The sequence below is a fragment of the Flavobacterium cheonhonense genome, from assembly GCF_035671315.1.
GTDB classification, from domain to species: Bacteria; Bacteroidota; Bacteroidia; order Flavobacteriales; family Flavobacteriaceae; genus Flavobacterium; species Flavobacterium cheonhonense.
This window is the reverse complement of sequence record NZ_JAXAVY010000002.1, coordinates 594,017-618,711: the sequence shown is the minus strand read 5'-3', so window position 1 is coordinate 618,711 and position 24,695 is coordinate 594,017. Positions and strand designations below refer to the sequence as shown.

Annotated in this window: 20 protein-coding genes and 1 other RNA gene; 11 read left to right on the top strand and 10 right to left on the bottom strand. The window is 37.8% G+C overall.

The window, feature by feature from the left end:
• Positions 1-2,982: beta strand repeat-containing protein (locus tag SK086_RS08655; RefSeq protein ID WP_407652323.1), on the bottom strand; the 2,982-nt coding region annotated here is incomplete at its 3' end.
• 24 nt (positions 2,983-3,006) lie between these two features.
• Positions 3,007-3,552, bottom strand: coding sequence for a hypothetical protein (locus SK086_RS08650; protein ID WP_290874361.1), 546 nt, complete (start codon positions 3,550-3,552; stop codon positions 3,007-3,009).
• 617 nt (positions 3,553-4,169) lie between these two features.
• On the opposite strand from SK086_RS08650, the gene SK086_RS08645 reads away from it, so the two are divergent.
• Genes SK086_RS08645 through SK086_RS08635 form a run of 3 tightly spaced genes read left to right on the top strand, consistent with a single transcriptional unit; the run spans position 4,170 to position 7,692 of the window.
• Complete coding sequence (locus tag SK086_RS08645; RefSeq protein ID WP_324690971.1) at positions 4,170-4,655, top strand: SixA phosphatase family protein; 486 nt, start codon at positions 4,170-4,172, stop codon at positions 4,653-4,655.
• A 1-nt stretch (position 4,656) separates the two neighbouring features.
• Complete coding sequence (gene ppk1 / locus SK086_RS08640) at positions 4,657-6,792, top strand: polyphosphate kinase 1 (protein WP_290874355.1); 2,136 nt, start codon at positions 4,657-4,659, stop codon at positions 6,790-6,792.
• A 9-nt stretch (positions 6,793-6,801) separates the two neighbouring features.
• The gene (locus SK086_RS08635; RefSeq protein ID WP_324690969.1) at positions 6,802-7,692 is read left to right on the top strand and encodes a Ppx/GppA phosphatase family protein; all 891 of its coding nucleotides are present in this window, start codon (positions 6,802-6,804) and stop codon (positions 7,690-7,692) included.
• On the opposite strand, the gene SK086_RS08630 is transcribed toward SK086_RS08635, so the two are convergent.
• Together SK086_RS08630 and dnaX are read right to left on the bottom strand one after the other, a co-directional pair.
• Complete coding sequence (locus tag SK086_RS08630; RefSeq protein WP_324690968.1) at positions 7,689-8,456, bottom strand: DNA polymerase III subunit gamma/tau; 768 nt, start codon at positions 8,454-8,456, stop codon at positions 7,689-7,691. The two genes, SK086_RS08635 and SK086_RS08630, sit on opposite strands and share 4 nt — an antisense overlap.
• Before the next feature lie 59 nt (positions 8,457-8,515).
• A complete protein-coding gene (gene dnaX / locus SK086_RS08625; RefSeq protein ID WP_290874346.1) occupies positions 8,516-9,598 on the bottom strand; it encodes a DNA polymerase III subunit gamma/tau in 1,083 nt (360 codons plus the stop codon).
• 107 nt (positions 9,599-9,705) lie between these two features.
• Between dnaX and rnpB the strand changes: the two genes are divergently transcribed.
• An RNA gene (gene rnpB / locus SK086_RS08620) (RNase P RNA component class A) lies at positions 9,706-10,039 on the top strand.
• 79 nt (positions 10,040-10,118) lie between these two features.
• On the opposite strand, the gene SK086_RS08615 is transcribed toward rnpB, so the two are convergent.
• Both SK086_RS08615 and SK086_RS08610 read right to left on the bottom strand, forming a co-directional pair.
• On the bottom strand, positions 10,119-10,805 hold the full coding sequence (locus SK086_RS08615; protein WP_324690965.1) for a response regulator transcription factor: 687 nt from the start codon (positions 10,803-10,805) through the stop codon (positions 10,119-10,121).
• A 3-nt stretch (positions 10,806-10,808) separates the two neighbouring features.
• Entirely contained in the window at positions 10,809-12,170 is a 1,362-nt protein-coding gene (locus SK086_RS08610; protein ID WP_324690964.1) for a sensor histidine kinase, read from the bottom strand.
• Between the two features lie 126 nt (positions 12,171-12,296).
• Between SK086_RS08610 and SK086_RS08605 the strand changes: the two genes are divergently transcribed.
• Positions 12,297-14,393 (top strand): outer membrane beta-barrel family protein, encoded by a 2,097-nt coding sequence (locus tag SK086_RS08605; protein ID WP_324690963.1) that lies wholly within the window; start codon positions 12,297-12,299, stop codon positions 14,391-14,393.
• A 6-nt stretch (positions 14,394-14,399) separates the two neighbouring features.
• Here SK086_RS08605 and rsmD read toward each other — a convergent pair whose 3' ends face one another.
• Both rsmD and SK086_RS08595 read right to left on the bottom strand, forming a co-directional pair.
• Positions 14,400-14,960, bottom strand: a complete 561-nt coding sequence (gene rsmD / locus SK086_RS08600; RefSeq protein WP_324690962.1) for a 16S rRNA (guanine(966)-N(2))-methyltransferase RsmD — start codon at positions 14,958-14,960, stop codon at positions 14,400-14,402.
• Positions 14,957-15,769, bottom strand: coding sequence for a DUF3822 family protein (locus SK086_RS08595; RefSeq protein WP_324690961.1), 813 nt, complete (start codon positions 15,767-15,769; stop codon positions 14,957-14,959). Before SK086_RS08595 ends, rsmD begins: the two co-directional genes overlap by 4 nt.
• Positions 15,770-15,958: 189 nt before the next feature.
• Between SK086_RS08595 and SK086_RS08590 the strand changes: the two genes are divergently transcribed.
• Both SK086_RS08590 and kdsB read left to right on the top strand, forming a co-directional pair.
• On the top strand, positions 15,959-17,377 hold the full coding sequence (locus tag SK086_RS08590; RefSeq protein WP_324690960.1) for an ATP-dependent DNA helicase: 1,419 nt from the start codon (positions 15,959-15,961) through the stop codon (positions 17,375-17,377).
• A 152-nt stretch (positions 17,378-17,529) separates the two neighbouring features.
• The gene (kdsB, locus tag SK086_RS08585; RefSeq protein WP_324690959.1) at positions 17,530-18,255 is read left to right on the top strand and encodes a 3-deoxy-manno-octulosonate cytidylyltransferase; all 726 of its coding nucleotides are present in this window, start codon (positions 17,530-17,532) and stop codon (positions 18,253-18,255) included.
• Here the strand turns inward: kdsB and SK086_RS08580 are convergent.
• A complete protein-coding gene (locus tag SK086_RS08580) occupies positions 18,252-18,962 on the bottom strand; it encodes a potassium channel family protein (RefSeq protein ID WP_290874322.1) in 711 nt (236 codons plus the stop codon). The two genes, kdsB and SK086_RS08580, sit on opposite strands and share 4 nt — an antisense overlap.
• Positions 18,962-19,624, bottom strand: coding sequence for a spermidine synthase (locus SK086_RS08575; RefSeq protein WP_324690956.1), 663 nt, complete (start codon positions 19,622-19,624; stop codon positions 18,962-18,964). Before SK086_RS08575 ends, SK086_RS08580 begins: the two co-directional genes overlap by 1 nt.
• A gap of 98 nt (positions 19,625-19,722) precedes the next feature.
• On the opposite strand from SK086_RS08575, the gene SK086_RS08570 reads away from it, so the two are divergent.
• From SK086_RS08570 to SK086_RS08555, 4 genes are all read left to right on the top strand, one after another.
• Positions 19,723-20,235 carry a 1-acyl-sn-glycerol-3-phosphate acyltransferase gene (locus SK086_RS08570; protein ID WP_324690953.1) on the top strand — a complete coding sequence of 171 codons (513 nt, stop codon included), beginning with the start codon at positions 19,723-19,725 and terminating at the stop codon, positions 20,233-20,235.
• Positions 20,236-20,328: 93 nt separating this feature from the next.
• Positions 20,329-21,471, top strand: a complete 1,143-nt coding sequence (locus tag SK086_RS08565; protein WP_324690952.1) for a M14 family metallopeptidase — start codon at positions 20,329-20,331, stop codon at positions 21,469-21,471.
• Between the two features lie 73 nt (positions 21,472-21,544).
• Positions 21,545-22,027: an Lrp/AsnC family transcriptional regulator gene (locus SK086_RS08560; RefSeq protein WP_121313528.1), complete on the top strand. Its 483-nt coding sequence runs from the start codon at positions 21,545-21,547 to the stop codon at positions 22,025-22,027.
• 78 nt (positions 22,028-22,105) lie between these two features.
• Positions 22,106-24,691, top strand: a complete 2,586-nt coding sequence (locus SK086_RS08555) for a phosphoenolpyruvate carboxylase (RefSeq protein ID WP_324690950.1) — start codon at positions 22,106-22,108, stop codon at positions 24,689-24,691.
• Positions 24,692-24,695 lie beyond the last annotated feature (4 nt).

Genomic DNA, 24,695 nt, shown 5'->3' with positions numbered 1-24,695 from the left:
TGCACCGGTAACATTTACTGTTACGACAGCAGTATCACAGTTAGAAGGATTCAAGATTTCACAAATTTGGTAAGTTACTGTATAAGAACCGGCAGCAGTACCAGGAGCTACATTAACGGCACCGGTTGCAGGATCTAAAGTAACATTAGGATTTGAAGTTGAAACTTGAGTTAAAATTACATTAGCAAGAGTAGCAGGGTTTCCGTTTAAAGTATCGTTTACTAAAACGTTAGCTACAGTTTGTCCACCGGCAGCGCCAACGATAGGCGCACCGTTGTCATCAACAGCGTCAATAATTGGTTTTGTAACAGTAATTGTAACTGTTGCAGAATCACAATTTGAGATATTATTACTGTCGCAAATTTGGTAAACAATAGTATACGTTCCTGCTGGTGTTCCCGGAGGGACAGAAACCTGACCAGTAGTTGTATTGATTACAGGTACCGGATTTCCACCAATTGGAGTGGCAGGAGTAACAATTGAGATAGTTACTTGACCGGTAGTTGCTGGGTTACCATTTATAGTGTCATTGCCATTACCATTATTAGCTAAAACGTTACCAATATTAGGATTTCCGGTAGTTCCGTTTCCTCCGTTCAAAGTATCATCTTGCGCAATTACAGGAGGACATTTTGAAATAGTGAAAGGGAAGCTACAACCGATACCACCACCTGCAGGCACAGCATAGTAAGTAACTGTAGAACCGGCAATTAATGGAATAGGGTTAGCATCTGAATATTGTATTGAATTAATAGTAACCGGATACTCATTATAGAAAAGTGAACCCGGAGGGAAATTTGAGGCAATATCAGAAGTACCTACAGTTGTATTTTCACTACAATAAGTAAAGTTTCTAATGATGTTATTTCCGGAACAATTTTGAGAAACATAGCTAGATCCGTCAATAGTTAAATTAATAGGAGCAGGGATTGGTTCTCCAATACAGCTTCCATTGGTAGTATATCCTTGAATAAAGTTAGCATTGTTCAAAGATACAGAGGTATTACTTCCAATACCTGTTGAATATCCGTTTACAGGAATCAAACCGGCACAACTTGAATTGCTCAAAATAGAGCAGTCAGAAGTTGCCGTTAGTTTGAATGTTAATCGGGCCAAAACAGTACTGGTATTTGGTGGTAAAACCAAAGTTCCGAAATCCCAAACCAATGAACCTGTCGCACCTAAATTTGGATTGAAAGAGATGTTGTTTGGTGTAGGAGTGGTTTGCGGACTGAAAACAGTACCTACAGCACTGCCGGGAACGTAAGTCGCATTGTAAGGCATTGGGACAATTAATTTATAATTGTTAATGGCCTCAGTTCCGATATTTTTGATGTCTACACTAAATCCAGCTTGTTGTCCGGGTTGGATAGTGTAAGGTTGAGTAGCTGGCGATCCATTGATAGTTGTAGCTGTGATTACACCTTCAACTTCAGGAACATAGGCGTCAACCGACATGGCTATGGCAAAAATGGAGTAAGTATCTCCACTGGTTCCATATCTAAAGTTGGTAGAAGTTTGATTATTTCCAATGATTGCATTATCATCATTTGGCACATCAATTAAAGCGATATCAATCCCTGTGTTATTAGATAAATTCGGATTTCGTGTTCCTCCTGCATTGATTGAGGAGTTGAAGAAGTTTGTAGTTGAATTACCTGTATGAGATAAGTTGGTATAGTTTATAGTATTCAGATTTCTGATTTTGAAGTAATCACCGGTGAAGCTAACGTCTCCCTCACTGGCCATTAAACCAAGTTTCATTCCTACATTACCGGTTTGTACAGTATTGAATCCAGAAACCGGCAAGTCATGACCTGAAGTATTGGTTGATACTACATAAGCGTATCCGTCAAATATGGTAATATCTCTCCATTTCATTTTGGAGTTTTCATAGATAACAATCATTCCCCAACCACCGGAATATCCTGTTCCGCTTACATTTCCTTCTAATAATGCCATGTCTGCTACAGTATATTGCCCGATACCATTGGTTCTTACGTAATCTGTAATTTCAGCATAAGCGGAGTAAATGTTGTCATCAGAACCTGACGGGTAATAAATATCATTAGCCGCAGCAGTAATTTGTGTATAACCTGAAGCAGCAGGCCCTTTTAACGAAACGACTCTTTTATTAAAAGTTTTAGTTACACTAGTGTAGGCGATAATCGTTCCTGAAACATTTACTTCAGCGCTTGAAGTATTTTGAGTATCTGTGGTGGATAAACCGGTAGAGGCACTTCTGTTTAACTCTTCTAATTTAATTACAACAGTACCATCGTTAATAGTGTAAGGTGTACTTAAAGTAGCAGTAGTTCCCGAACCATTTACGGTTACCGGTACATTGGTTGCTGTGCCACCATTTACAGATAATGTTACTCTGTTTGGCGCAGAGCTATTGTAAAAAGTGAAAGCATAAGTATTTCCGTTTCCTGAGAAAGTGTAAATCGGATATCTGTTTCCGCTTGAACCTCCTCGAGTTATCGACAATGTATAATTGGTGTTTTCAATATTTTCGTTGTGAATAACCTCAAAGTCTTCATTAATCGATTGAGTTCCGTTTGGAACTTGTTTGGTTACATTGAAAGTACTATTGGCTGATGACTTTCCTGTCCAATACAAACCGGCATAAACAATGTTAGAACAAGAAGGGATAGCGCCGTTCTCTGAGGATAAAACCAAAGTTGACGAAGACGAGTTAAACGTATTCGGATCACCGTCAACATCAACATAAGTCATAAATTGACCATTGTTATTAGTATTAGGACTATAGTTTTGAGGGGTCAAACAAGTATTACCCAACATGGTAAAATCACCTTTCACATTGTATATCTTCTTGGTAGGAGTATATTGTGAAGTTCGTTGCGTAAAAGCCTTTTTTACCTGAGCGTTAACTTTGGTGTTCATTCCGAAAAGAATGGCCAAAATCACAATCAAGTAATTAAGCTTCGTGTTGGAGGTGTTTATGTATAAATTCTTCATAATAGTTATTTTTACCAATTTGGGTTAATTGTTATCGCCTTTCTGAACTTTATAAAAAACCATATACTTTTCACTGTCGCCTTGAATTAAGTTTGCAATAGCATTATTGCTTACGTCAAAGGAGGTAATGAAATAAATATATTTTAGATTTTTAAATTCCGAAAGTTGACTAAGATTGATTGGAGTATTCAATTGATTTGGATTATCCAAATTCACTGTTACAATTTCAATGTTGTTTTTTAAAGTAACGGAATTGTTCAAACTGCTAATTGAGTTAGCGTCGGTAAATAGATTACGCGGTTTGTCTCCAAATACTTTTACAACACCTCCAAAAAAGTAGATGGAAGGTTGGGTATTGTAAACCAACTCTTTTACATTCTGCATGTTAAGCAGTGTGACATTTGAAACGCCAGCAGCTCTGGCAGTCTGAGAAGGAGGGCTCAAGAAAGCATCCAATTCTAACACCGGAACCGTCGTTTCATCGATATTGTCGCTCGTGGACAATCTTTGTGCAACAGCATTTAAACAACTGATAAGAAGCACAATAAGCATGATGATTTTTGATTTCATACAATTAATTTTAGTAGAATAAATTTTTGAAAAATTTGCATTTCGGGCATGAAGTAAGTTTGTAGGCATATTGAAGAGTATTGTTTTGGGTTATACTATCAAAGGCTAAATTATGTACTTTGACTCTTACGACTCAATTTTGTCTACAAACAACTAGAAAACTCGATTAAATGACAAATTAAGTCCGTTTAACGGTGATTTTGGGCAGTTGATGGTTCTTTTTTAGGTTAAATTTTGACATAAGATTTGGGTTTTTTGGGGTTAATTTTTCAGTTTAATTACATTTTAACAGTTCGAAAGTAGTTTCTTTTTTTTATTCCTCCAAAAAAAAAATCGATAAAATGCATAATTTTATAGATAAAATGCATTTATACTATTTTTTAGAAAGTTAAATACTACAAAAATATATTAACACTAAATTGTTTATAACTATTCTCTTTATTTAACATTTATTTCTAAAATATCAATTTAATATCTATTTGTTAAATGTCGTCAGAAAGTGTATTGTTTCATGTGACACTTCTGTAAATTCTCACATTTCTAAAATCATTTCTTCCAATCTTCTTTTTCAAGTTTAAAAAACTTAAATTTACCTTTATTAAATATGGATGTAATCTATGAAGCAATTATACCTAATCAGACATGCAAAGTCCAGTTGGTCATCTCCTTTAAATGATGTTGACAGACCTTTGACCAATAGGGGAATCCAAGATGCCCATTTGGTATCAGGCGTAGTTTTTCATGAGCTGCCTGAAGCTTACTTGTTTTGGAGTAGTATAGCCAAACGAGCAAAAGAAACCGCAGTAATCTTGGCTCAAAATGTATCTTATCCTTTGGAAAGCATACAGTTTAAAGCTGAATTATACACCTTTGATGATAGAAAATTAGAGCAAATCATAAAATCGTGTTCTAACAGCTGTGACCATTTAATTGTTTGTGGCCATAATGAGGCTATTACAAATTTTGTCAATAAATTTGGCGATAGGTTTATTGACAATGTGCCAACATCAGGTTTTGTTAAACTTGCTTTTAACGCAAACTGTTGGAAAGACATTGCTGATGGACAAACGCTAAAGACAATCTTTCCCAAAGAATTAAAATAATATGAGTACAGATAATGGTTATCGTTATATAGATCGTGAAAAAAGTTGGTTGGCCTTTAATGCCAGAGTTTTACAAGAAGCAGCAGACGAATCGGTTCCTTTGTTAGAACGTTTGCGATTTATTGGTATTTTTTCCAATAATTTAGATGAATTTTTCCGTGTTCGTTTTGCAGCAGTTCGCCGTTTGAGCTTGTCCGGTGTTTCGGGTGAGAAAATCTTGGGCGGCATCACAGCCCAACAACTGGTTAAAGACATTACCGAAATTGTGATTAAGCAACAAGCGGAAAGTTTGCGGGTATTGCGTCTTATCGAAGAAGAATTGGTCAGACAGAATATCATTATTATTGATGAAACCGAAGTAACCGGCGAACACGAAAACTATGTGAAAGATTTTTTTATTCAAAAAGTCAGCCCGGAATTGGTTACTATCATCTTGAATGATTTGGCCGAATTTCCGCTTCTAAAAGATACATCCGGCTATTTGGCGGTGAAATTGGTAATGAAGCCGGAGCAAAAACCATCTATTTTAGGACTGGTGAAACCCAAACCTGAAATCCGATACGCCATCATTGAAATTCCAAAAAATACGAATCGTATTGTGGAGTTGCCTCACAAAGATGGAAAGCAATACTTAATGTTGTTAGACGATGTCATTCGCTACAACCTGAGCAGTATCTTTAATATTTTCGACTACGAAAGTATTTCGGCACACATGATAAAAATCACCAGAGATGCGCAGCTGGATATTGATAGTGACATGAGTAAAAGTATGCTCGAAAAAATCGCTACTTCTGTTAAAGACCGCAGAATTGGCGAGCCGGTTCGTTTTGTATACGACCAATCTATAGGCAAAGATACACTGAAATTCTTCTTGGATAAAATGGGCATTCACGCTACCGATGGTATTATCCCCGGTGGAAGATACCACAACCGTCGCGATTATATGAACTTCCCGAATTTGGGTCGATTCGACTTATTATACCAGCCTAGAACACCGCTACCGGTTGAAGGCTTATCGCTGGATGGTAGTATACTGAATCGGATCGCTCAAAAAGATTACTTGATTAATGCGCCTTTTCAGTCGTTTTCTTATTTAATCAAGTTCTTGCGTGAAGCTGCCTTAGATCCTAAAGTAACCGCAATCAAAATTACGTTATACCGTTTGGCTAAGAATTCGCAAATCATCAGTTCCTTGATTAACGCGGCCAAAAACGGTAAAAAAGTGACGGTACAAATCGAGTTGCAAGCTCGATTTGACGAGGCAAGTAATATATCGTATGCCGAACAAATGCAACAAGAAGGTATTGAGTTGATTTTTGGGATCAAAGGTCTGAAAGTGCACAGTAAAATATGTGTTATCGACAGAATGGAAGAAGGCAAAATAAAACGCTATGGCTTTATTTCTACCGGAAACTTTAATGAAACGACCGCTAAAATTTACACCGATTTAACACTGTTTACCAGTCACCAACAAATCCTGAAAGACGTGGCTAAAATTTTTGATTTCTTCGATGTCAATTACCGTCTTCACCGATACAAACACTTAATTGTGTCACCACATTATACGCGTTCCAAATTTTACAAACTTATCGATCGTGAAATCAACAACGCTATTGCAGGTCGACCGGCGTATATGAATTTAAAAATGAACAGTCTTTCCGATAACGCCATGATCGACAAACTCTACGAAGCCAGCAATGCCGGAGTCAAGATTAAATTGCAAGTTCGTGGGATTTGTTCACTGATTCCGGGCGTAAAAGGCATGAGCGAAAATATCGAAGCCATCAGTATAGTAGATTATCTGTTGGAACACACGCGTTGTTATATTTTCTGCAATAACGATGATCCTGAAGTGTACATTTCTTCAGCCGATTTTATGACCCGAAATTTAGACGGTCGGGTAGAAGTGACTTGTCCTATTTACGATGCCGATATCAAAAAGCAAATCATAGATACTTTCAACGTTGGTTGGAAAGGAAATGTTAAAGCCCGTTATCACTCGGAAAAATTCGACAATAAATACCGCATTCGAAAAGAAGGTGAACCGGTTTTCCGAGCTCAATTTGAAACTTATAATTATTACAGAAATCGTTTGGATTTTTGTGAATTACCCGCCAAAAACAAAATAATTAGCTAGAAAAAGAATATGATTTCTATTAAAAAATATGCTGCTATCGATATTGGTTCCAACGCTATGCGATTGCTCATTACCAACATAGTGGAACAAAAAGACAAAGAAACGCAATTCAATAAGAGTGCTTTGATTCGGGTTCCGATTCGTTTAGGTCAGGATGCGTTTACTGTAGGCGAAATCTCCGATGAGAACATTGATCGTATGGTGGATGCGATGAAAGCTTTCAAACTCTTGATGAAAGTATATAAAGTCGAAAAGTATAAAGCTTGCGCCACTTCTGCCATGCGCGAGGCTTATAACGGTAAAGAAGTAACGCAAATTATCAAAGATCAATGCGGTATTGATATTGATATTATCGACGGCAAAATCGAAGCTACTATAATTGCGAGTTCCGATTTGCATTCTTTCTTAAAAACCGATCAAACGTATTTGTATGTCGATGTTGGTGGCGGAAGTACCGAATTCTCTTTGTTTGCCGATGGTAAAATGGTAACCTCAAAATCGTTTAAAATCGGAACTGTTCGCTTGCTCAATAATATGGTGACCGATATTGTTTGGGAAGAAATTGAAAAGTGGATTAGAACCCAAACCGAACCATACGAAAATGTCATTTTAATCGGCTCCGGCGGTAACATCAATAAGCTCTTTAAATTGTCGGGTAAAATGCAAGACAAACCGTTGTCGTATTTATACTTAAATGCGCAATACCAATATTTGAGTTCATTAACCTATGAACAAAGAATTGCCGAACTGGCTTTGAACACCGACCGTGCCGACGTAATCATACCGGCCACGCGAGTGTATTTGAATGCTATGAAATGGAGTGGCGCACGACAGTTGTACGTGCCGAAGATTGGATTAGCTGATGGTATTGTTAAAGCGATGTACCAAGGAACGCTTTAAACATCCAAGTCGAACATCTTTTTCAACATCTCTAAATTCGGATTGATTTCTACCAAACGATTGTATTTGTCTTGGTTGGTAAAGGCTTTTTTGACCACTAAAGTTTCATTTACTTTTACTATAATTTGAATATCGTGGTTGTGCAATTTGCCACGCAAATAACCTAAAAGTTCCGGTCTTTCTTTCTCAAAGTCGATTTTCGAACTTTCATTCGGCAACTCGTGAATGATAGTAGTACCATCCAAAACAGGATCGTTAATGGTTAATAAAGAAGCGACTATGCGGTAGCCTTTGTCTTCCATACGTTGCGCATATTTTAGCCATTGCTCCAACATTTCGGTTTCGGTAAATGGCTCGCTCGGCAACTGTTGCGTGTCTTTAACCACCGATTTTTGGGCTTCCGCCATTTCTTTTTTCGCCCGAATACTGGCTAAGGAAAGTGCAGAGACTTTAACAGCTGCGGGTTCCGAGTTGCGGGTTTCGGGTTTGGGCGCTGTTGTAGGTTGTATGTTGTGTGTTGTAGGTTGTTGGTTGATAGTTGATGATACTTCATCAACTTTGTGTTCTTCACCTCGTACTTCCAACTTCGTACTTTGTACTTCTTCATTGCTGGCTGATGGCTGATGGTTGTCACTTGACGGTTCGACAACTTTGTTTTCTTCACTTCGTACTTCCAACTTCGTACTTTGTACTTCTACGTTGTCGGTTGTTGGTTTTTCTGCCTTCTCATCTAATGCAGGAGTTTCCACACTTCGTACTTCCAACTTCGTACTTTGTACTTCTGTAATGGAATAACTATTATTGCGGTAATACGAGGGCGGAATTATGAAATCAGCTTTTTTTTTTCTCCATCAAAAGTGATAGAGGCAATTTGCATCAGGGTAAGTTCTACCAACAAGCGTTGGTTTTGTGAAGTTTTGTATTTCAAATCACAATCGTTGGCCAAATCAATACCTTTCAGTAAGAACTCTTGATTGGTTTTTTGAGATTGCTGTTGGTATAACGCTTGTGCAGCTTCACCCATTTCCATTAAAGAATGCGTAGCGATATTTTTGGCCACTAACAAATCTCTGAAATGCGAGGCCAGACCGGCTATAAAATGATGACCGTCAAAGCCTTTGGATAAAATCTCGTTGTAGGCCAATAACACTTCCGGGATTTTGTTGTCCAATAACAAATCGGTCATATTGATATACGTCTCGTAATCTAATACATTCAAGTTTTCCGTTACGGCTTGACGCGTTAAGTTGGTACCACAAAACGAAACCACTCTGTCAAAAATCGACAAAGCATCACGCATGGCGCCATCGGCTTTTTGTGCAATAATGTGCAAGGCATCGTCTTCAAATTGTACGCCCTGACTCGCTGCTACTTCTGCCAAATGCTCTTTAGCGTCTTTAACGGTAATGCGTTTGAAATCAAAAATCTGACAACGCGATAAAATGGTCGGAATAATTTTGTGTTTTTCCGTCGTAGCCAAGATGAATATGGCATGTTTCGGCGGTTCTTCCAAAGTTTTCAAAAATGCATTGAAAGCAGCCGACGATAACATATGTACCTCGTCTATGATATAAACTTTATATTGTCCGGTTTGTGGCGGGATTCTAACTTGGTCAATCAAATTCCTGATGTCGTCAACCGAGTTATTAGAAGCCGCATCCAATTCAAATACATTGAAAGCAAAATCCTCATTCGGGTCGTCATAACCGGGTTGGTTAATTTTTCGGGCTAAAATACGCGCACAAGTGGTTTTACCCACACCACGCGGACCGGTAAACAACAGGGCAGAAGCCAAGTGGTTGTTCTCTATGGCATTGAGTAACGTATTGGTAATAGCCTGTTGTCCTACAACGTCTTTAAACGTTTGGGGACGGTACTTACGGGCTGATACTACAAATTGTTCCATAGATTTTTATCGGATTACAAATATAGGTTTTGAAATATCAAATATCAAATTTTAAATATTAAATATGTCTAATATCTAAAATTTAATATCTAATATTCTACCTTTGCCCCGCAGACCGCCTTATCGCTCTCTCGTCTTAGCGGACGAGAGGGAGGAAAGTCCGGACACCACAGAGTAGCATAGCGGGTAACGCCCGTCCGTTGAAAAACGAGGACAAGTGCAACAGAAAGTATGTACAGGTAAGGCTGTAGTGAAACCAGGTAAACTCTATGCGGTGAAATTCCAAGTATATCGGCTCCCGATGTTTCGGGATAAAAAGGGCTACTCGTCCGTTGTCGAAGGGTAGGAAGCTAGAACGCGTTGGCAACAACGAGTCCAGATAAATGATAAGGGTCCCGATTTATCGGGATACAGAATCCGGCTTACAGGTCTGCTTTTTTTTAATGAAACTTAACTTTGATTTTTCGAAGTTGTTAAAGGAATTGATTCCGATGCTAACTGGGATAAAGTGACTGAAATCTTAGTTGTTTACTTTAAACTCTAATCCTATATTTCGGATACTGTTGATGGTAATATTCCTGTCTTCGGCAAAGTACTTCCTTAGCTTACTGATGTAAACATCCATACTTCTTCCCGAAAAATAGTCGTCGCTCTTCCAAACCGATTTCAATACTTCATCACGCTTGAGCAATGAATTTTTGTTTTGGTACAAAAAATGGATTAATGCGGCTTCTTTCTCTGTCAGTTGCTGTACAGTATCATTGAATTTTAACACCAAGCGTTGGGTGTCAAAAGTATATTGTCCGATAAAAATTTCATTACCGGAGGTTTTGAACAAGGTTTTAGAAGTCCTTTTTAAAATGTTATTCATCCGCAAAACCAATTCGTCTGCTTCAAATGGCTTTACAACATAATCGTCGGCTCCGAGTTTGAGGCCTTTGATTTTGTCTTCGCTCTGACTTCTGGCAGTTAAAAACAAAAACGGAATATCGGGTGATTTTTTGATACATCTTTCAGCCAATGAAAAACCGTCCAGTTTAGGCATCATGACATCGAAAATACACAAGTCGTATGTATTCTTTTGAAATGCGTGCCATGCTTCTTCACCATCTTTGGTCCAATGCACGTCGAATTGATGGATTTCCAAATAGTGTTTTAATACAGTTGCAAAATCGGTGTCGTCTTCGGCTAAAAGTACTTTTTTCATAGTTTATACAACAGGAATGCTAAGCGTAAAAGCGGCGCCTTTGCCTAAATCGCTCACCACTTTAACGGAACCCTGGTGAGCTTTGATGATTTGGTCAACGTAATACAAACCAAGTCCCAAACCTTTAGTATTGTGTAAATTTCCTTGTTCTACGCGATAGAATTTTTCAAACAATAACGATTGTTTGGTTTTGGCAATGCCAATTCCGTCATCTTGTATGCTGATGTGAAACATACCGTTTTCTTCAGAGGTGATTAAGGTGATATTTTGACATCCGTATTTCACGGCATTTTCAAGTACATTATTGATGGCAGTAGTCAATTGAAATTTGTCTAAATGCAAAATTGTATCCGAATTTTGAATGTGGTGATGGATTTGCACCTTGGGAAAAGCCAAGTGAAAATCGGTAATAATGGTTTGCAATAATGTAGCCGCTTTTAGTTTCTGTTTTTGAAGTTCTATTTTTTCAAACCCCAAAGAGTTGCTCAAAACTTGATCGATAATGTTTTGCAAACGGTTGTTCTGACGGTTAACGGTGTCCAATACTTTATTAAAAACAACTTCATTTTCTTTAACTTCTTGACGCGCCAACATTTTGGTGGAAACACTCAAAGTAGTTAATGGTGTTTTCAATTCATGGGTGATGTTGTTGATGAAATCGGTCTTAACATCATTTACTTTTTTCTGCTGAATTAACGCTTTGATGGCCATAGCAAAAAGGGAAACCAAAACCAGCATCGAAAGCACAGATACAACCAAAATGAAGGCCATTCGACCGAGTATAATTTGCTCCCAATTTTTTATAGAAACGTACAAACAATCTTCTGTAAGCAGTTTGTACTGACTTTTCTTAAAATCGCTCGAAGTGCCAACATAGCTTCTAACCATAAAGGCATCGTCTAAAGAAGCCAAATTACCGTAAAGCGCATTGCTTATTTTTGGTTTTTCGGAAAAGATGGTATCCGTTTTGGCGGTGTTGTCAAAAACGATAAACTTATTAACGATAACGGCAAAATCAACTTCATTGTCTTTGAATTCTCTTCGGAATTTTTCGCGCATTCTTTGGGTTAAAGCCTCCCGGAATGCATTAGAAAGCAACTCTTTTTTTACAGTAACGCGATAGTTTTTGTTGGCGATGAATTTCTCGGCTATTCTTTGGTACAAGAGTTCCTTTTTGTAAAATACCGACGAATCCAGATCGGTGAAGTTGTTCGTGATGTTACCGATTTTATCTTTTACTTCGGCTCGAAACTGTTCAACTTTATAGTCATATGCGGTTTTAACCAAATACACTTGTATAGCGCAAAGGATGAGCAACATCGCGGTGGAAAGACCGATAAGTACATTGATTTTTCGTTTCATCATTCTGAATTGACAAGTCAAAAATAATCGAAATATCAGAAACAACACCTTTTAACCTCGCATTAACCTCCAATTAACTTTCGATACTAAAGATTAACTTCAATTTTGCGGCAAACCAATATCAATATTATGTACCGAAAATTTGCCCTAGTTACTTTGTTGTTTACCCAGTTAATGTTTGCGCAAGAAACACCTAAAGAAGAAGAACAACCCAAAGCCTTAGAAGAAGTTGTTGTGCAAAAACAAAACAAAACCTTTACCAATAAAAACGGAAATATTAAGGTTGACGTTGCCAATTCGATACTAAGCAATGCGCCTTCGGTTATTGATTTGTTAGAAAAGTTGCCTAAAGTAATTGTGGCGCCCGACAAGCAAAGTCTCTCCATTATAGGGAAAGGCAGTCCGTTATTGTATATCGATAATCAAAAGGCAGACATGAATGATATTAATTCGCTGGCTATGGAAGATATCAAAACCATCGAAATCATTAATAATCCTTCGGCCAAATATGAAGCGAGTGGAAGAGCGGTGATTTTAATTACCCGAAAGTTTTCCAAACGAGAAGGTTATAAAGTATCCTTAACAGAAAATGCGGCTTTCAAAAAATACTTCAACAATTACTCGGCTGTCAATGCGAATCTGAAAACCGGTTCCTTGGAGTTTAAAGCCAATTTTAATTACAATCAGATTAAGGTTTGGGAAAGTAACGGCAATACATTTTCCATTCCTGCTTTCGATATCGAATCTCAATATTTGGTCACAGCGGTAACCGATAGGCCACAGTTTATTTATGGCGGCGGTTTGTTTTACAAAATCAATGAAGACGATTATTTATCGGTTAATTTTAGTCGCACCGCTCAGGATGATGATTTTGCCATAACCACAGATACTTTTAACAGTGACGGTATTGAAATAAACAGCATCAATACTTTAAATACCAATACCGAGAATAGAAATCATACCAACGCTTTCTTAAACTACAATCACAAAATTAAAAGTCTTGGCGTGGATCTTTTTACCGGTTTACAACTTACTTCTTTTAACCAACAAATGGAAGGCATGATTTCTAACGATTTTAATGATGTTGGATATGAGTTGGCGCAATTCAGAAATCAAAGATTTGGGATTGACGTGGCTTCGGGTCGAATTGATATAGAGAAAACATTCAAAAACGAAATGAAGTTAGAATTGGGAGGTTTGTATCTTCAAGCCAAAGCCAACACTTTTTTTGAGGTAATCACCGCCAATCCGCCGGCAGCCAATCAGTCGATTTATTTTCACAAAGAAAAGAACATTGCGGCCTACACTCAATTTTCGGGAACTTATAAAAAGCTGAATTATACGCTTGGCTTGCGCGGCGAAAACACTATTGTAGACGGAAAATATCAAGCGGCAACCGAACCAACGGTAGCTAAAAATTTTATCAATTTATTTCCCAAAGCGCAATTTGAAGTGATTATCGACAGTAGCAATACCGTCAGTCTAAATTATGCTAAAACCATTGCCAGACCGGATTATTCCTCTACCAGTCAAACATCAACTTACATCAATCCTTACTTTGTTTGGTCGGACAACATCAACTTAAATCCAACCTTTACCGACGAAATAGCTTTGGGTTACCAATATAAAGACAAAAGCATCAGACTGGCTTATTACAAAATCACGAATCCTGTCTACTATAGTGCTTCTTATGACAACAACCAGAAGTTACTGACGTTTACTTCTAAAAATTTTGAATTGGAAACCAATCTTAATTTAGAGTTGACTTTGCCCTTCAAATATAAGTTTTGGACAACCATGAATGTGTTTAGTGCAAGCATTAATAGTATTGAAGATGAATCAGCCTTAATAAACAAAGCCAAACCCAATTTGTATTACTATTCCAATCATATTTTTACCTTACCTAAAAAAATGGAACTCTACTTTACTGCTTGGGGAATTACGAAGCAACAATTGGGTATTTTTGAAAGAACGCCCATTTTTACCATGAACGCAGCCTTTTCAAAAACGTTTCACAAAAATTTGATTTGCTCAATCAGTTGGAATGACATTTTGAAGAAAATAACCATTAGGGAAAATTTCGTTATCAATGAAGTTTCTTCAAAAGGAGTTTATTTTACCGATTCCCATTCGGTACTGTTGACCCTAAAATATTCATTCGGACAAATAAAAAAGTCGGATTACAAAGAGAAATCAATAGATGATAACTCAGGCAGAATTAAATAATAAGGGTTATTCGTCGTCGTCTTCTTCTGTTTCAAATTCAAAGAAACTAAACACAGAACCGCCATAGTTTTTTTGGAAGGAATAATTCGGCGCGTGCTCTAATTTGGTGTACTTCGAATGTTCAACAACCAACATGCCTTCTTCGTCTAACAATTCGTTTTCAAAAATTAAGTTGATGATTTGTTCAAATTCTTGTTGCGACATACCATAAGGCGGATCGGCAAAAATAAGGTCGTAAGTACCGCGGTGTTTTTCTAAAAATTTAAACACATCACTTTTAATCGCCGTAATGTCGAAGTCGAATTCTTTAGCCGTTTTTTTGATGAAGTTCACACAGCCCATATCGCCGTCTATACACAAAATGGGAGCGCTGCCACGCGAGGCGAATTCGTAACTAATGCTGCCCGTTCCGGCGAACAATTCCAATATGCTCAATTCCGAAAAATTGAAATGGTTGTTCAATACATTAAATAAGGCTTCCTTACTCATGTCGGTGGTTGGCCGAACCGGTAAGTTTTTGGGAGGCATGATTCTTCTGCCTTTGTATTTGCCCGAGATGATTCTCATGAGTGTAATAAGATAAAGTGTTCTCGGGTTTCAGCTTCGGTAAACGGATTAATCACATGGCTGACATCCAATAAAGAAACGTTGCGAATGTATTGGTAAGCGATGTTGTAAAGCTTATCGCTTTCACTTATTTTACCAAGCAATTCCAACTGAAAATGTTCCGGATTCAACTGCAGTTGTTCGGCAGCAAATAAGATATAATAGATAAAGTCTTCCGGTGTTTTGTAATCGAAAGTATTGAACAATAACAATTGCTGGTTTTGTACTACCACAATTTCAAAATGACTGTCGCTCACATGCACAAACATTTTTCGGTAGTCATTATTCTTAGATAATTCTAACAGTCGTTGCATCAATATTGTATGCGCGTGTTTGTAATCGAAAGTACCAAATTGGTCAATAAAGTAATTATTCATGTTCACATACGGAATGTAAACGTTGTTCATTTCGTAAGTAGGCAATTCATCGAAAGCAAAAAAATCGGTTTCAAAAACCTTGGTGTTGAATTGCAAATAACTGCCCAAATATTCTTCGTCAAACAGAGCCGTTGGCACAAAAGTCGATAAGTTGTTGCTGTGAATGATGACGATTTCGTCGTAGCCGGCTTTCAATTCGGCATGATTTTGAAACGCCTCGGCAAACAAATCTTCTATCCTCGACAATACATTAACTTTACCCATGCTAATGGTTTTTAAAGCTAACGGTTTGTTGACTATGGTATCAAAAACGGCAAACGACAAACCGGTCAAAGAAACCTGAATGCTCAGTTTACGGTAAGTTTTGTCGGTTATGCTGGTATTTTGATACATGGTTTTCGATTGAAACGAACTCGGCAAACTTACTAAAATTAAATGATTGATAAATTAAAGTATTCAAACATTGTTATTTTTTAAGTACAAATCGCTGTCCTTTAGAATTCTGCAATCTTCACTCGTTAATCAGCAATCATCAGTTAAAATAAGCTATATTTGGGTTTCCAAATACAATCACAACAATCAATGACTACCGGCCAATTTTACAGTCTTTTACGCCAGCGCTTTCCGTTTCAGCCGACTGTAAAACAGGACATCTTTTTACAGCAAATAGCCGATTTTGTTACCAATAAAAACGAGCAAGAAGTTTTTGTGTTAAAAGGATATGCCGGAACCGGAAAAACCACGGTTATTTCAACCTTAGTCAACAACTTATTGGAGGTCAATAAAAAATACGTCTTGTTGGCGCCAACCGGACGAGCCGCTAAAGTCATTGCCAATTATTCGAACAAGCCGGCTTTTACCATTCACAAGAAGATTTATTTCCCCAAAAAAGTCAAAGGCGGTTTGTCGTTTACCATGCAAACCAACAAGCACACCAATACCATTTTTATAGTCGATGAATCGTCGATGATTTCCGATGTGAACACCGAAGCCAAAATGTACGAAAACGGTTCGTTGCTCGACGATTTGATGTCGTATGTGTACAATGGTAAAAATTGTAAAATGATTCTTTTAGGCGATACCGCTCAGCTGCCACCGGTGCAATTGGATGTTAGTCCGGCACTTGACACCGATTTACTCTCGATGCATTACCACAAAGAAGTGTTTTCAATCGAGTTGGACGAAGTGATGCGCCAAGAGGAAAAATCGGGTATCTTATACAACGCCACTGAATTGCGCGAGATTTTGAAAAGCGATTTTTTCGATACGTTTCAGTTTCGGGTCAAAGGGTTTAAAGACATTGTTCGACTCACTGACGGCTACGACATTCAAGACGCGATTCATTCGGCCTACAGCAATTACAGCATAGAAGATACTTGTTTTATAGTGCGTTCTAACAAAAGAGCCAACCAATACAATCAGCAAATTCGTTCTCGCATCTTGGATAAGGAAAGCGAATTGTCGGTGGGCGATTATTTGATGGTGGTAAAGAATAATTATTTTTGGCTCAAAGAAACCGATGAAGCCGGATTTATTGCCAATGGCGATATCGTGGAAGTGCTTGAAATTTTTGCCTTCAAAGAATTGTATGATTTCAAGTTTGCTAAAGTCAAAGTCCGAATGGTCGATTATCCGAACCAAATTCCGTTTGAAACCATCGTATTGTTGGATACAATTACCAGCGAATCGCCGTCGCTAACCTACGAAGAAAGCAACAAACTCTACCAAGAAGTGATGAAAGATTACGAAGGCGAACCGCAATACCGCAAGTTTTTGAAAGTTAAAAACAACGAGTATTTCAACGCACTACAAGTTAAGTTTTCCTATGCCATCACTTGCCACAAATCGCAAGGTGGCCAATGGAACACCGTATTTATAGAACAACCGTATTTACCCAACGGCATTGATATAGATTACATCCGATGGTTATACACCGCAGTCACTCGTGCCAAAGATAAATTGTATTTGATTGGGTTTAAAGAGGATAGTTTTGAAGAATAGTAGCTGAGTGACTGAGTTCCTAAGTCGCTGAGTTCCTCAGTTTTTTATGGAAAGGCTTTATAATTTAATCTTTCAAAGTACTCAACCAATCAGCCACTAAAAATAAAAAAATCTCAGTACCTTAGCACCTCAGAACCTTAGCGCCTTTCAAAATGAAAACCATCGCCGTTATCCCAGCCCGTTATGCTTCGACCCGTTTTCCTGCCAAATTGATGCAGGATTTAGGTGGTAAAACCGTTATTCTTCGTACGTATGAAGCTGCCGTTAACACCGGTTTGTTTGACGATGTTTTTGTGGTAACCGATTCGATTTTGATTTACGACGAAATCCTCAACCACGGCGGAAAAGCCATTATGAGTGTCAAAGAGCACGAAAGTGGCAGCGACCGTATTGCTGAAGCAGTAGAGAATTTAGAAGTAGACATCGTGGTGAATGTGCAAGGCGATGAACCGTTCATCAACGCGACACCGTTAGCCAAAGTAATTGAAGTGTTCAGAAATGATTTCGATAAGAAAATCGACTTGGCTTCGTTAATGTTTGAAATTACCGATATAGAGGAAATCAACAATCCTAATAATGTAAAAGTGGTTACCGACCAAAATGGTTTTGCCTTATACTTTTCGCGCTCGGTGATTCCATATCCGAGAGAAAAAAATGTTGGTGTTCGTTACATGAAACACGTTGGGATATATGCTTTCCGCAAAGAAGCTTTGATGGCGTTTTACCATTTGCCGATGCAATCCTTGGAAGCTTCGGAAAAATTGGAGCAATTGCGTTATTTAGAATTCGGTAAGCGAATTAAAATGGTCGAAACAACTCATGTAGGCATCGGTATTGATACGCCGGAAGATTTGGAAAAAGCACGTAAAATGCTTTAAAGATCTTCGTTATCGATGTCAAAATAGCCTTTGGATTTGACTTTGGTCGAAAAGAAATTCAGGAATAAAATCACAAACGACAAAAAGAACATGGCTTGTACCGAAGCCAAAAATTTTCCGAAAGTAGTAATCGGATAGTAGTCGCCGTAACCAATTGTATTGGAGGTCATCAAGCTAAAATACAAAGCATCTGACCAATGGGCGAAAGGAATGTTAGTGTTTTGCCCCAAACTATAAAACACACCGAACGCGATAATAACTTCCAAATAATTGAAAAACAACAACAGCATTGAGCGTTTATAAGACCTCGGACGTGCAAATAAATCGGAGGCAAAGATCAGTGTCGGAATGTATAAAATAGTCTCTAAAATGAGGTAAACCAAAATCCAAATCAAAATAGGATAGTTCAGCCAACCATTGATTAGAATGACTAAAGGAAAAGCTACTTTCAGCAAAATGTAAATGTCCATAGCCAAATCTTTGTAGGCATAGCCAATTTTGGCAGCGATGGTTTTAACATAAATTCCCGGAAAAAGTAATTGGGAGATGGAGAGAAACAAACGGAAAATCTTTTCAATGCCGTTATCATCCTGATGGTCATTATTCCAAATGGCTCTGATGTTAAGCATTCTCCGTTGTACCGGATTGTATTTGGGTTTGAAGTTTTCTGAAACTTTCCCGATCAACAGTTTTTTTAGGAAGCTCATCAGTGTAGTTTTTTTATGGTAAACAATTCGTTGTGTGTTTCTACTTTTGGATACATTCGGAGTGAATAATTACCGTTGAATTTATTTTTGTAATTCAAATTCCGTTCACGATTACCATCATTAATCACCATCGTGTTGAACAAAATAAAACCGTCTTTTCGCAACAAAAAGTTCACGCGATTGATAAAAAAGTCTTCAAACAAAAAGTTCGGCATCGTCGTGTCTTGGAAAACATCAATAATAATTAAATCGTAGGTTTCTTTGGTTTTCAGTACAAACTCAAAAGCATCATCGATTACAATATTCAAATTCGGAATTTCATTCAGTTTGAAATAGGTGTTGGCCACTTCAATCATCGCCGGATCAATTTCTACACCGGTGATTTTGCCTTTGAACTTAATCTCTTCTACCAAAGTTTTAATGACACTGCCGCCGGCTACGCCCAGTAATAAAACATTATCGAATTTTTTGATTCTTTCAAAACCAATATATTTCAAGCCTTTACGCAAAATACGTTGCAAACTGCCATAAGAATAATTGGTGTTTTTACTGTCGATGACCAATTCACCATTGTTCCATGTCACTTCAATAGTTTCACTAATTGAGGATTTTTTCTTGTAAATATTGATGGGTATAAAGTAGCTGAACAGTTTGTGTAACATCCAAAAAGATTTTGACCAAAAGTAAGAGATAAATACTAAATTTACGCAAAATATTCCACATGAGAAAAAGGCTTTACGAATTTATTTTTTTCAAAATTATGGGGTGGAAGCTCATCGGTACCATTTCACCCGAAGTTAAAAAATGTGTACTGATGGTTATGCCGCATACGTGCAATTTCGATTTTTTTATCGGTTTGTTTTGTCGTGGCATTATCAATTTAGAAATGAATTTTGTGGGCAAAAAAGAATTATTCACTTTTCCTTTTGGCTATTATTTCAAAAGTATCGGTGGCGCGCCTTTAGACCGCAGCGGTGGTAAAAATAATGTAGATGCTACTGTAGATGTCTTCAACTCCAGGGAAGTGTTTCGCATGGCCATCGCACCCGAAGGCACCCGAAAAAAAGTAACCCAACTCCGAACCGGATTTTATTTCATCGCTCATAAAGCCGGTGTGCCTATTATTCCTGTGGCTTTTGATTATGGGAAAAAAGAGGTAAAAATAGGAGCGCCCTTTAACACAACCGGCAATTATGAGGAAGATATGAAAATTATTTTAGCCCATTTTAAAGGCGTTCAGGGCCGATTTCCGGAAAAACAATACTCGTTTTAAATTATTCAAATAGAATATTTATACTATTAAATAGTATAGGCGTTTTTTTTGTTTTGGTGAGCTAAGCAAATCCTTTTTAGCTAAATTTGTGCTATGGATTATGCAGCATTACATCAAAAATACCAAGAGCGTAGTATTTCAGGAAGATACCTAACGCTAAATCATATCGAGCCGCTTTTAAGTCGTTGCCAAACTACTGTAGTAGGGCAGTCCATTTTGGGCAAACCCATTTACCAACTGCTTTTGGGAAATGGCAAAACGAAAATCTTCATGTGGTCGCAAATGCACGGCAACGAAAGTACTACGACCAAAGCGCTATTCGATTTTGTCAATTTTCTGCACTCAGATACGCCCGAAAGTCAAACTCTATTGAATTCCTTTACTTTTTGCTTGTTGCCAATGGTAAATCCCGATGGCGCAGCAGCGTATACAAGGGAAAATGCGAATGGAGTCGACTTAAATCGGGACGCCCAAAACTTAACCCAACCGGAAAGTGTGGTGTTGCGCCAAGTGTTTGAAACCTTTCAGCCGCATTACGCCTATAATTTACACGATCAGCGAACCATTTTTGGAGCAGGCGAGAGTGGACATCCTGCAACGGTTTCATTTTTGGCACCGGCTTTTAATGAGAATCGAGATATGAATGAAACGCGAATTAAAGCCATCGATGTCATTGTGGCCATGAATTCTTGTTTGCAAAAAGTAATTCCCAATCAGGTTGGTCGTTTTGATGACGGTTTTAATCTCAATTGTATAGGGGATACTTTTCAGAGTCTGAATGTGCCGACTATTTTGTTCGAAGCCGGTCATTTTCAAAACGATTATGAAAGGGAACAAACCCGAAAGTTTATTTTTATGGCATTATTGTCGGGAATCAACTATTTGAACGAAAACGATGTAGTTAGCAATAAAATCGATGATTATTTAAAAATTCCGCAAAATAAAGTGGTTTTTTATGATTTTGTTTATAAAAATGTCAAGATAAATTATGATGGTAACGAAAAAATTGTCAATTTTGCAGCACAATACAAAGAAGTACTAAAGGATAATAAAGTCGGATTTGAAGCGCGTATTGCTCAAATTGACCATTTGGAAAATTACTTTGGCCATGTTACAGTTAACGCCCGAGGCGAAGCGTACCAAGACAACGAAAGTGGATTTCCGAATATTGAGCAAAAAGCGAATTTTTCTTTAGGAAAAAATATCAAAATTGTTAATGGTTTGATAAATAATTAGCAATTGACTTTTTTTATTAGAAAAAATGTATTTTTTTTGTGGCGTTATTATAATAAACCAATAGATAAGTTTTATGAGTAAGTTTCGTTTAGATGAAGTAGACCACCAAATTTTGGACATGTTGATTGACAACACCAGAATTCCTTTCACCGATATCGCTAAGAAATTATTAATTTCCGCCGGTACTGTTCACGTCAGAGTGAAAAAAATGGAAGATTCCGGTATCATTATGGGTTCGTCATTGTCGTTAGACTATGAAAAATTAGGTTATTCGTTTATCGCTTACGTAGGGGTGTTTTTGAACAATACTTCTCAAACCAAATTCGTTTTGGAAAGAATCAATGAAATTCCATATGTAACCGTAGCACACGTTACTACCGGTAAATTTAACATCTTCTGTAAAATCAGAGCGAAAGATACCAAACATGCTAAAGATGTTATCTTTATGATTGACGACATCGAAGGCGTTTACAGAACTGAAACCATGATTTCGTTAGAGGAAAGTATCAACGATAAAAAGCGTTTGATGCACACTATCTTCCAAGAATTAGACTAGTGTTAATCCGAAAATATATTTAAAACCTCAAGTGAAAGCTTGAGGTTTTTTTATTAATTTAAGCCAAAATTAGCGGCCATGTACACTTTACCGAAAATTGAGCGTTTCAACCAAAATGTATTGTCTAAATACCATATTTACAACAGTGTGTTCATCACTTTGCCATTTGATGCTATCGATAACACCGGTGTTTTGTTGCCTTTGTTCTCCGAAGTTTGCGACAACGGATTCAAGAACCATTGGTCACCCAAACAAATCGTAGATTTCTTTGCCGAAAAGTACTTGGACAATGCTTCCGAATCGGAGAAAATCGATTTGATGTTTCGCTTTATTCAGTACGTAGAACGCCAAGTGGTTTTGTTCGATGCCATAGAAGACGCAGCTTTCCCGATAGTGAATAATATGGAAGGTCGTGGTTCGTTGCGCGACATCAAAGAGAAAACCGAAGCCAAAGACAAACGAAAAGAACTCATCTCGTTTCTGGAAACCTTCAATGTACGAACCGTTTTAACAGCGCATCCGACACAATTTTATCCGGGTTCGGTGCTCGGTATCATCACCGATTTGACAGCAGCCATTCGCATAAACGATTTGATAAAAATCAAACAATTACTGGCGCAATTGGGCAAAACGCCTTTTATCAAAAAAGAAAAACCAACGCCTTTTGACGAAGCCGTGAGCTTGCTTTGGTACTTGGAGAATGTGTTTTACCAAACCATAGGCGATATGATGCAATACCTTCAGAAAAATATATTCGAAGGGAATTTGATAGAAAATCCAATTGTTAATTTGGGATTTTGGCCGGGTGGCGATCGCGATGGTAATCCGTTTGTAACACCCGAAATTACCGAGAAAGTCGCCAAACGATTGCGTACTTCCATACTCAAATGTTATTATTTCGACATCCGAAGTTTAAAACGCAAACTCACTTTTAACGAAGTCGATACCATTATTGCCGGATTGGAATACAAACTCTACCGGTCGGTGTTCTATTCACAAGGGGAAATTTTTATCAGTTTGGAAGAATTGATTAACGAACTCACTATAGTAAAGAATATTGTGGTCGAAAAACACCAATCATTGTATTTGGACGACATCAATTTATTGCTACAAAAAATTACCCAATTCGGCTTCCATTTTGCTTCTTTAGACATTCGCCAAAACAGTAAAATCCACACCAAGGTTTTCGACGATATTACCGCTTTTTTGAAAAGAGAGAAAGCGGTTGTTTTCCCGGAAGATTTTGAACAAATGACCGAAGTGGATAAAATGGCTGTAGTTTCACATTTGAAATTCGACCTGTCTCAGCATTTCTTCGAAAACGAAATGACGCGCACTACTTTAGAAACCATCAAGTTGATGCAGGAAATCCAAACCGAAAATGGTGAGAAAGGCTGTAATCGTTACATCATCAGTAATAACGAAAGTGCGTTAAACGTAATTGAAACTTATGCTATGTTCCGTTTGATGGGTTGGGAAAATCCAACAGTGGATATAGTGCCTTTATTCGAATCGGTAGACGATTTACAAAACGCACATACCATAATGGAGCAGTTGTATCAAAATAGCGTTTATCGCCAACATTTAAAGGAACGAAAAGACAAGCAAACTGTAATGCTTGGCTTTTCCGACGGTACCAAAGATGGAGGCTATTTAATGGCCAATTGGAGTATTTTTAAAGCCAAAGAAATGATTACCCAAGTGTCACGCGAATACGGTATCAAAGTAATTTTCTTCGACGGACGCGGCGGACCACCGGCTCGTGGTGGTGGCAAAACCCATAAGTTTTATGCGTCATTGGGTTCTACTATAGAAAATCAGGAAATTCAACTCACGGTACAAGGCCAAACCATTAGCTCTAATTTTGGGACATTGGATTCATGTCGCTATAATTTAGAGAACTTATTGAGTGCCGGCGTGGCCAATCAAATTTTTAACGAAAATGAAAATGATTTGTCTGAGACTGAAAAAGCGATTATCGATTCCTTATCACAAATCGCTTATGAGAAGTACGTCGATTTTAAAAACCATCCGAAGTTTATCCCGTATCTCGAACAAATGAGTACGTTGAAATATTACGCGAAAACCAATATCGGTAGCCGACCTTCGAAACGCAATACAGACGATAAATTGGACTTTGCCGATTTACGCGCCATACCGTTTGTGAGTTCCTGGAGTCAGTTAAAGCAAAATGTTCCCGGATTTTTCGGGGTTGGAACGGCACTAAAATATTTTGAAAGCAACAATCGCTGGGAAGAAGTACAACAGTTGTATCACAATTCGCTTTTCTTCAGGACTTTGTTGGAAAACAGTATGATGTCGTTGGCCAAAAGTAATTTTTCGCTTACCGCTTACATGAAAGACGATGCTGAGTTTGGTGGTTTTTGGCAGATTATATACGATGAGTTTCAGGAAACCACACGCTTGTTATTGAAAATTGCCGGTCATACCGAACTCATGCAAAACTATCCCGATGGCAAAGCGTCAATCGTGATTAGAGAGCAAATAGTGTTGCCGTTATTGACCATTCAACAATATGCATCGACACAAATCCAACTCTTAAAAAACCAACCGGATAGTGACGAAACATTAATCCGAGTTTATGAAAAATTAGTAACGCGCTCGTTGTTTGGCAACACCAATGCGAGTCGCAATTCCGCTTAATCAC

Coding starts and splice junctions, on each gene's coding strand:
- SK086_RS08560 (WP_121313528.1), top strand. CDS start 21,545: ATGAGTAAGTTTCGTTTAGATGAAGTAGACCACCAAATTTTGGACATG.
- SK086_RS08635 (WP_324690969.1), top strand. CDS start 6,802: ATGATTTCTATTAAAAAATATGCTGCTATCGATATTGGTTCCAACGCT.
- SK086_RS08610 (WP_324690964.1), bottom strand. CDS start 12,170: ATGATGAAACGAAAAATCAATGTACTTATCGGTCTTTCCACCGCGATG.
- SK086_RS08575 (WP_324690956.1), bottom strand. CDS start 19,624: ATGTTACACAAACTGTTCAGCTACTTTATACCCATCAATATTTACAAG.
- SK086_RS08645 (WP_324690971.1), top strand. CDS start 4,170: ATGAAGCAATTATACCTAATCAGACATGCAAAGTCCAGTTGGTCATCT.
- SK086_RS08595 (WP_324690961.1), bottom strand. CDS start 15,769: ATGTATCAAAATACCAGCATAACCGACAAAACTTACCGTAAACTGAGC.
- SK086_RS08650 (WP_290874361.1), bottom strand. CDS start 3,552: ATGAAATCAAAAATCATCATGCTTATTGTGCTTCTTATCAGTTGTTTA.
- dnaX (WP_290874346.1), bottom strand. CDS start 9,598: ATGGAACAATTTGTAGTATCAGCCCGTAAGTACCGTCCCCAAACGTTT.
- SK086_RS08590 (WP_324690960.1), top strand. CDS start 15,959: ATGACTACCGGCCAATTTTACAGTCTTTTACGCCAGCGCTTTCCGTTT.
- rsmD (WP_324690962.1), bottom strand. CDS start 14,960: ATGAGAATCATCTCGGGCAAATACAAAGGCAGAAGAATCATGCCTCCC.
- SK086_RS08605 (WP_324690963.1), top strand. CDS start 12,297: ATGTACCGAAAATTTGCCCTAGTTACTTTGTTGTTTACCCAGTTAATG.
- SK086_RS08615 (WP_324690965.1), bottom strand. CDS start 10,805: ATGAAAAAAGTACTTTTAGCCGAAGACGACACCGATTTTGCAACTGTA.
- SK086_RS08565 (WP_324690952.1), top strand. CDS start 20,329: ATGGATTATGCAGCATTACATCAAAAATACCAAGAGCGTAGTATTTCA.
- SK086_RS08570 (WP_324690953.1), top strand. CDS start 19,723: ATGGGGTGGAAGCTCATCGGTACCATTTCACCCGAAGTTAAAAAATGT.
- SK086_RS08580 (WP_290874322.1), bottom strand. CDS start 18,962: ATGAGCTTCCTAAAAAAACTGTTGATCGGGAAAGTTTCAGAAAACTTC.
- ppk1 (WP_290874355.1), top strand. CDS start 4,657: ATGAGTACAGATAATGGTTATCGTTATATAGATCGTGAAAAAAGTTGG.
- SK086_RS08555 (WP_324690950.1), top strand. CDS start 22,106: ATGTACACTTTACCGAAAATTGAGCGTTTCAACCAAAATGTATTGTCT.
- kdsB (WP_324690959.1), top strand. CDS start 17,530: ATGAAAACCATCGCCGTTATCCCAGCCCGTTATGCTTCGACCCGTTTT.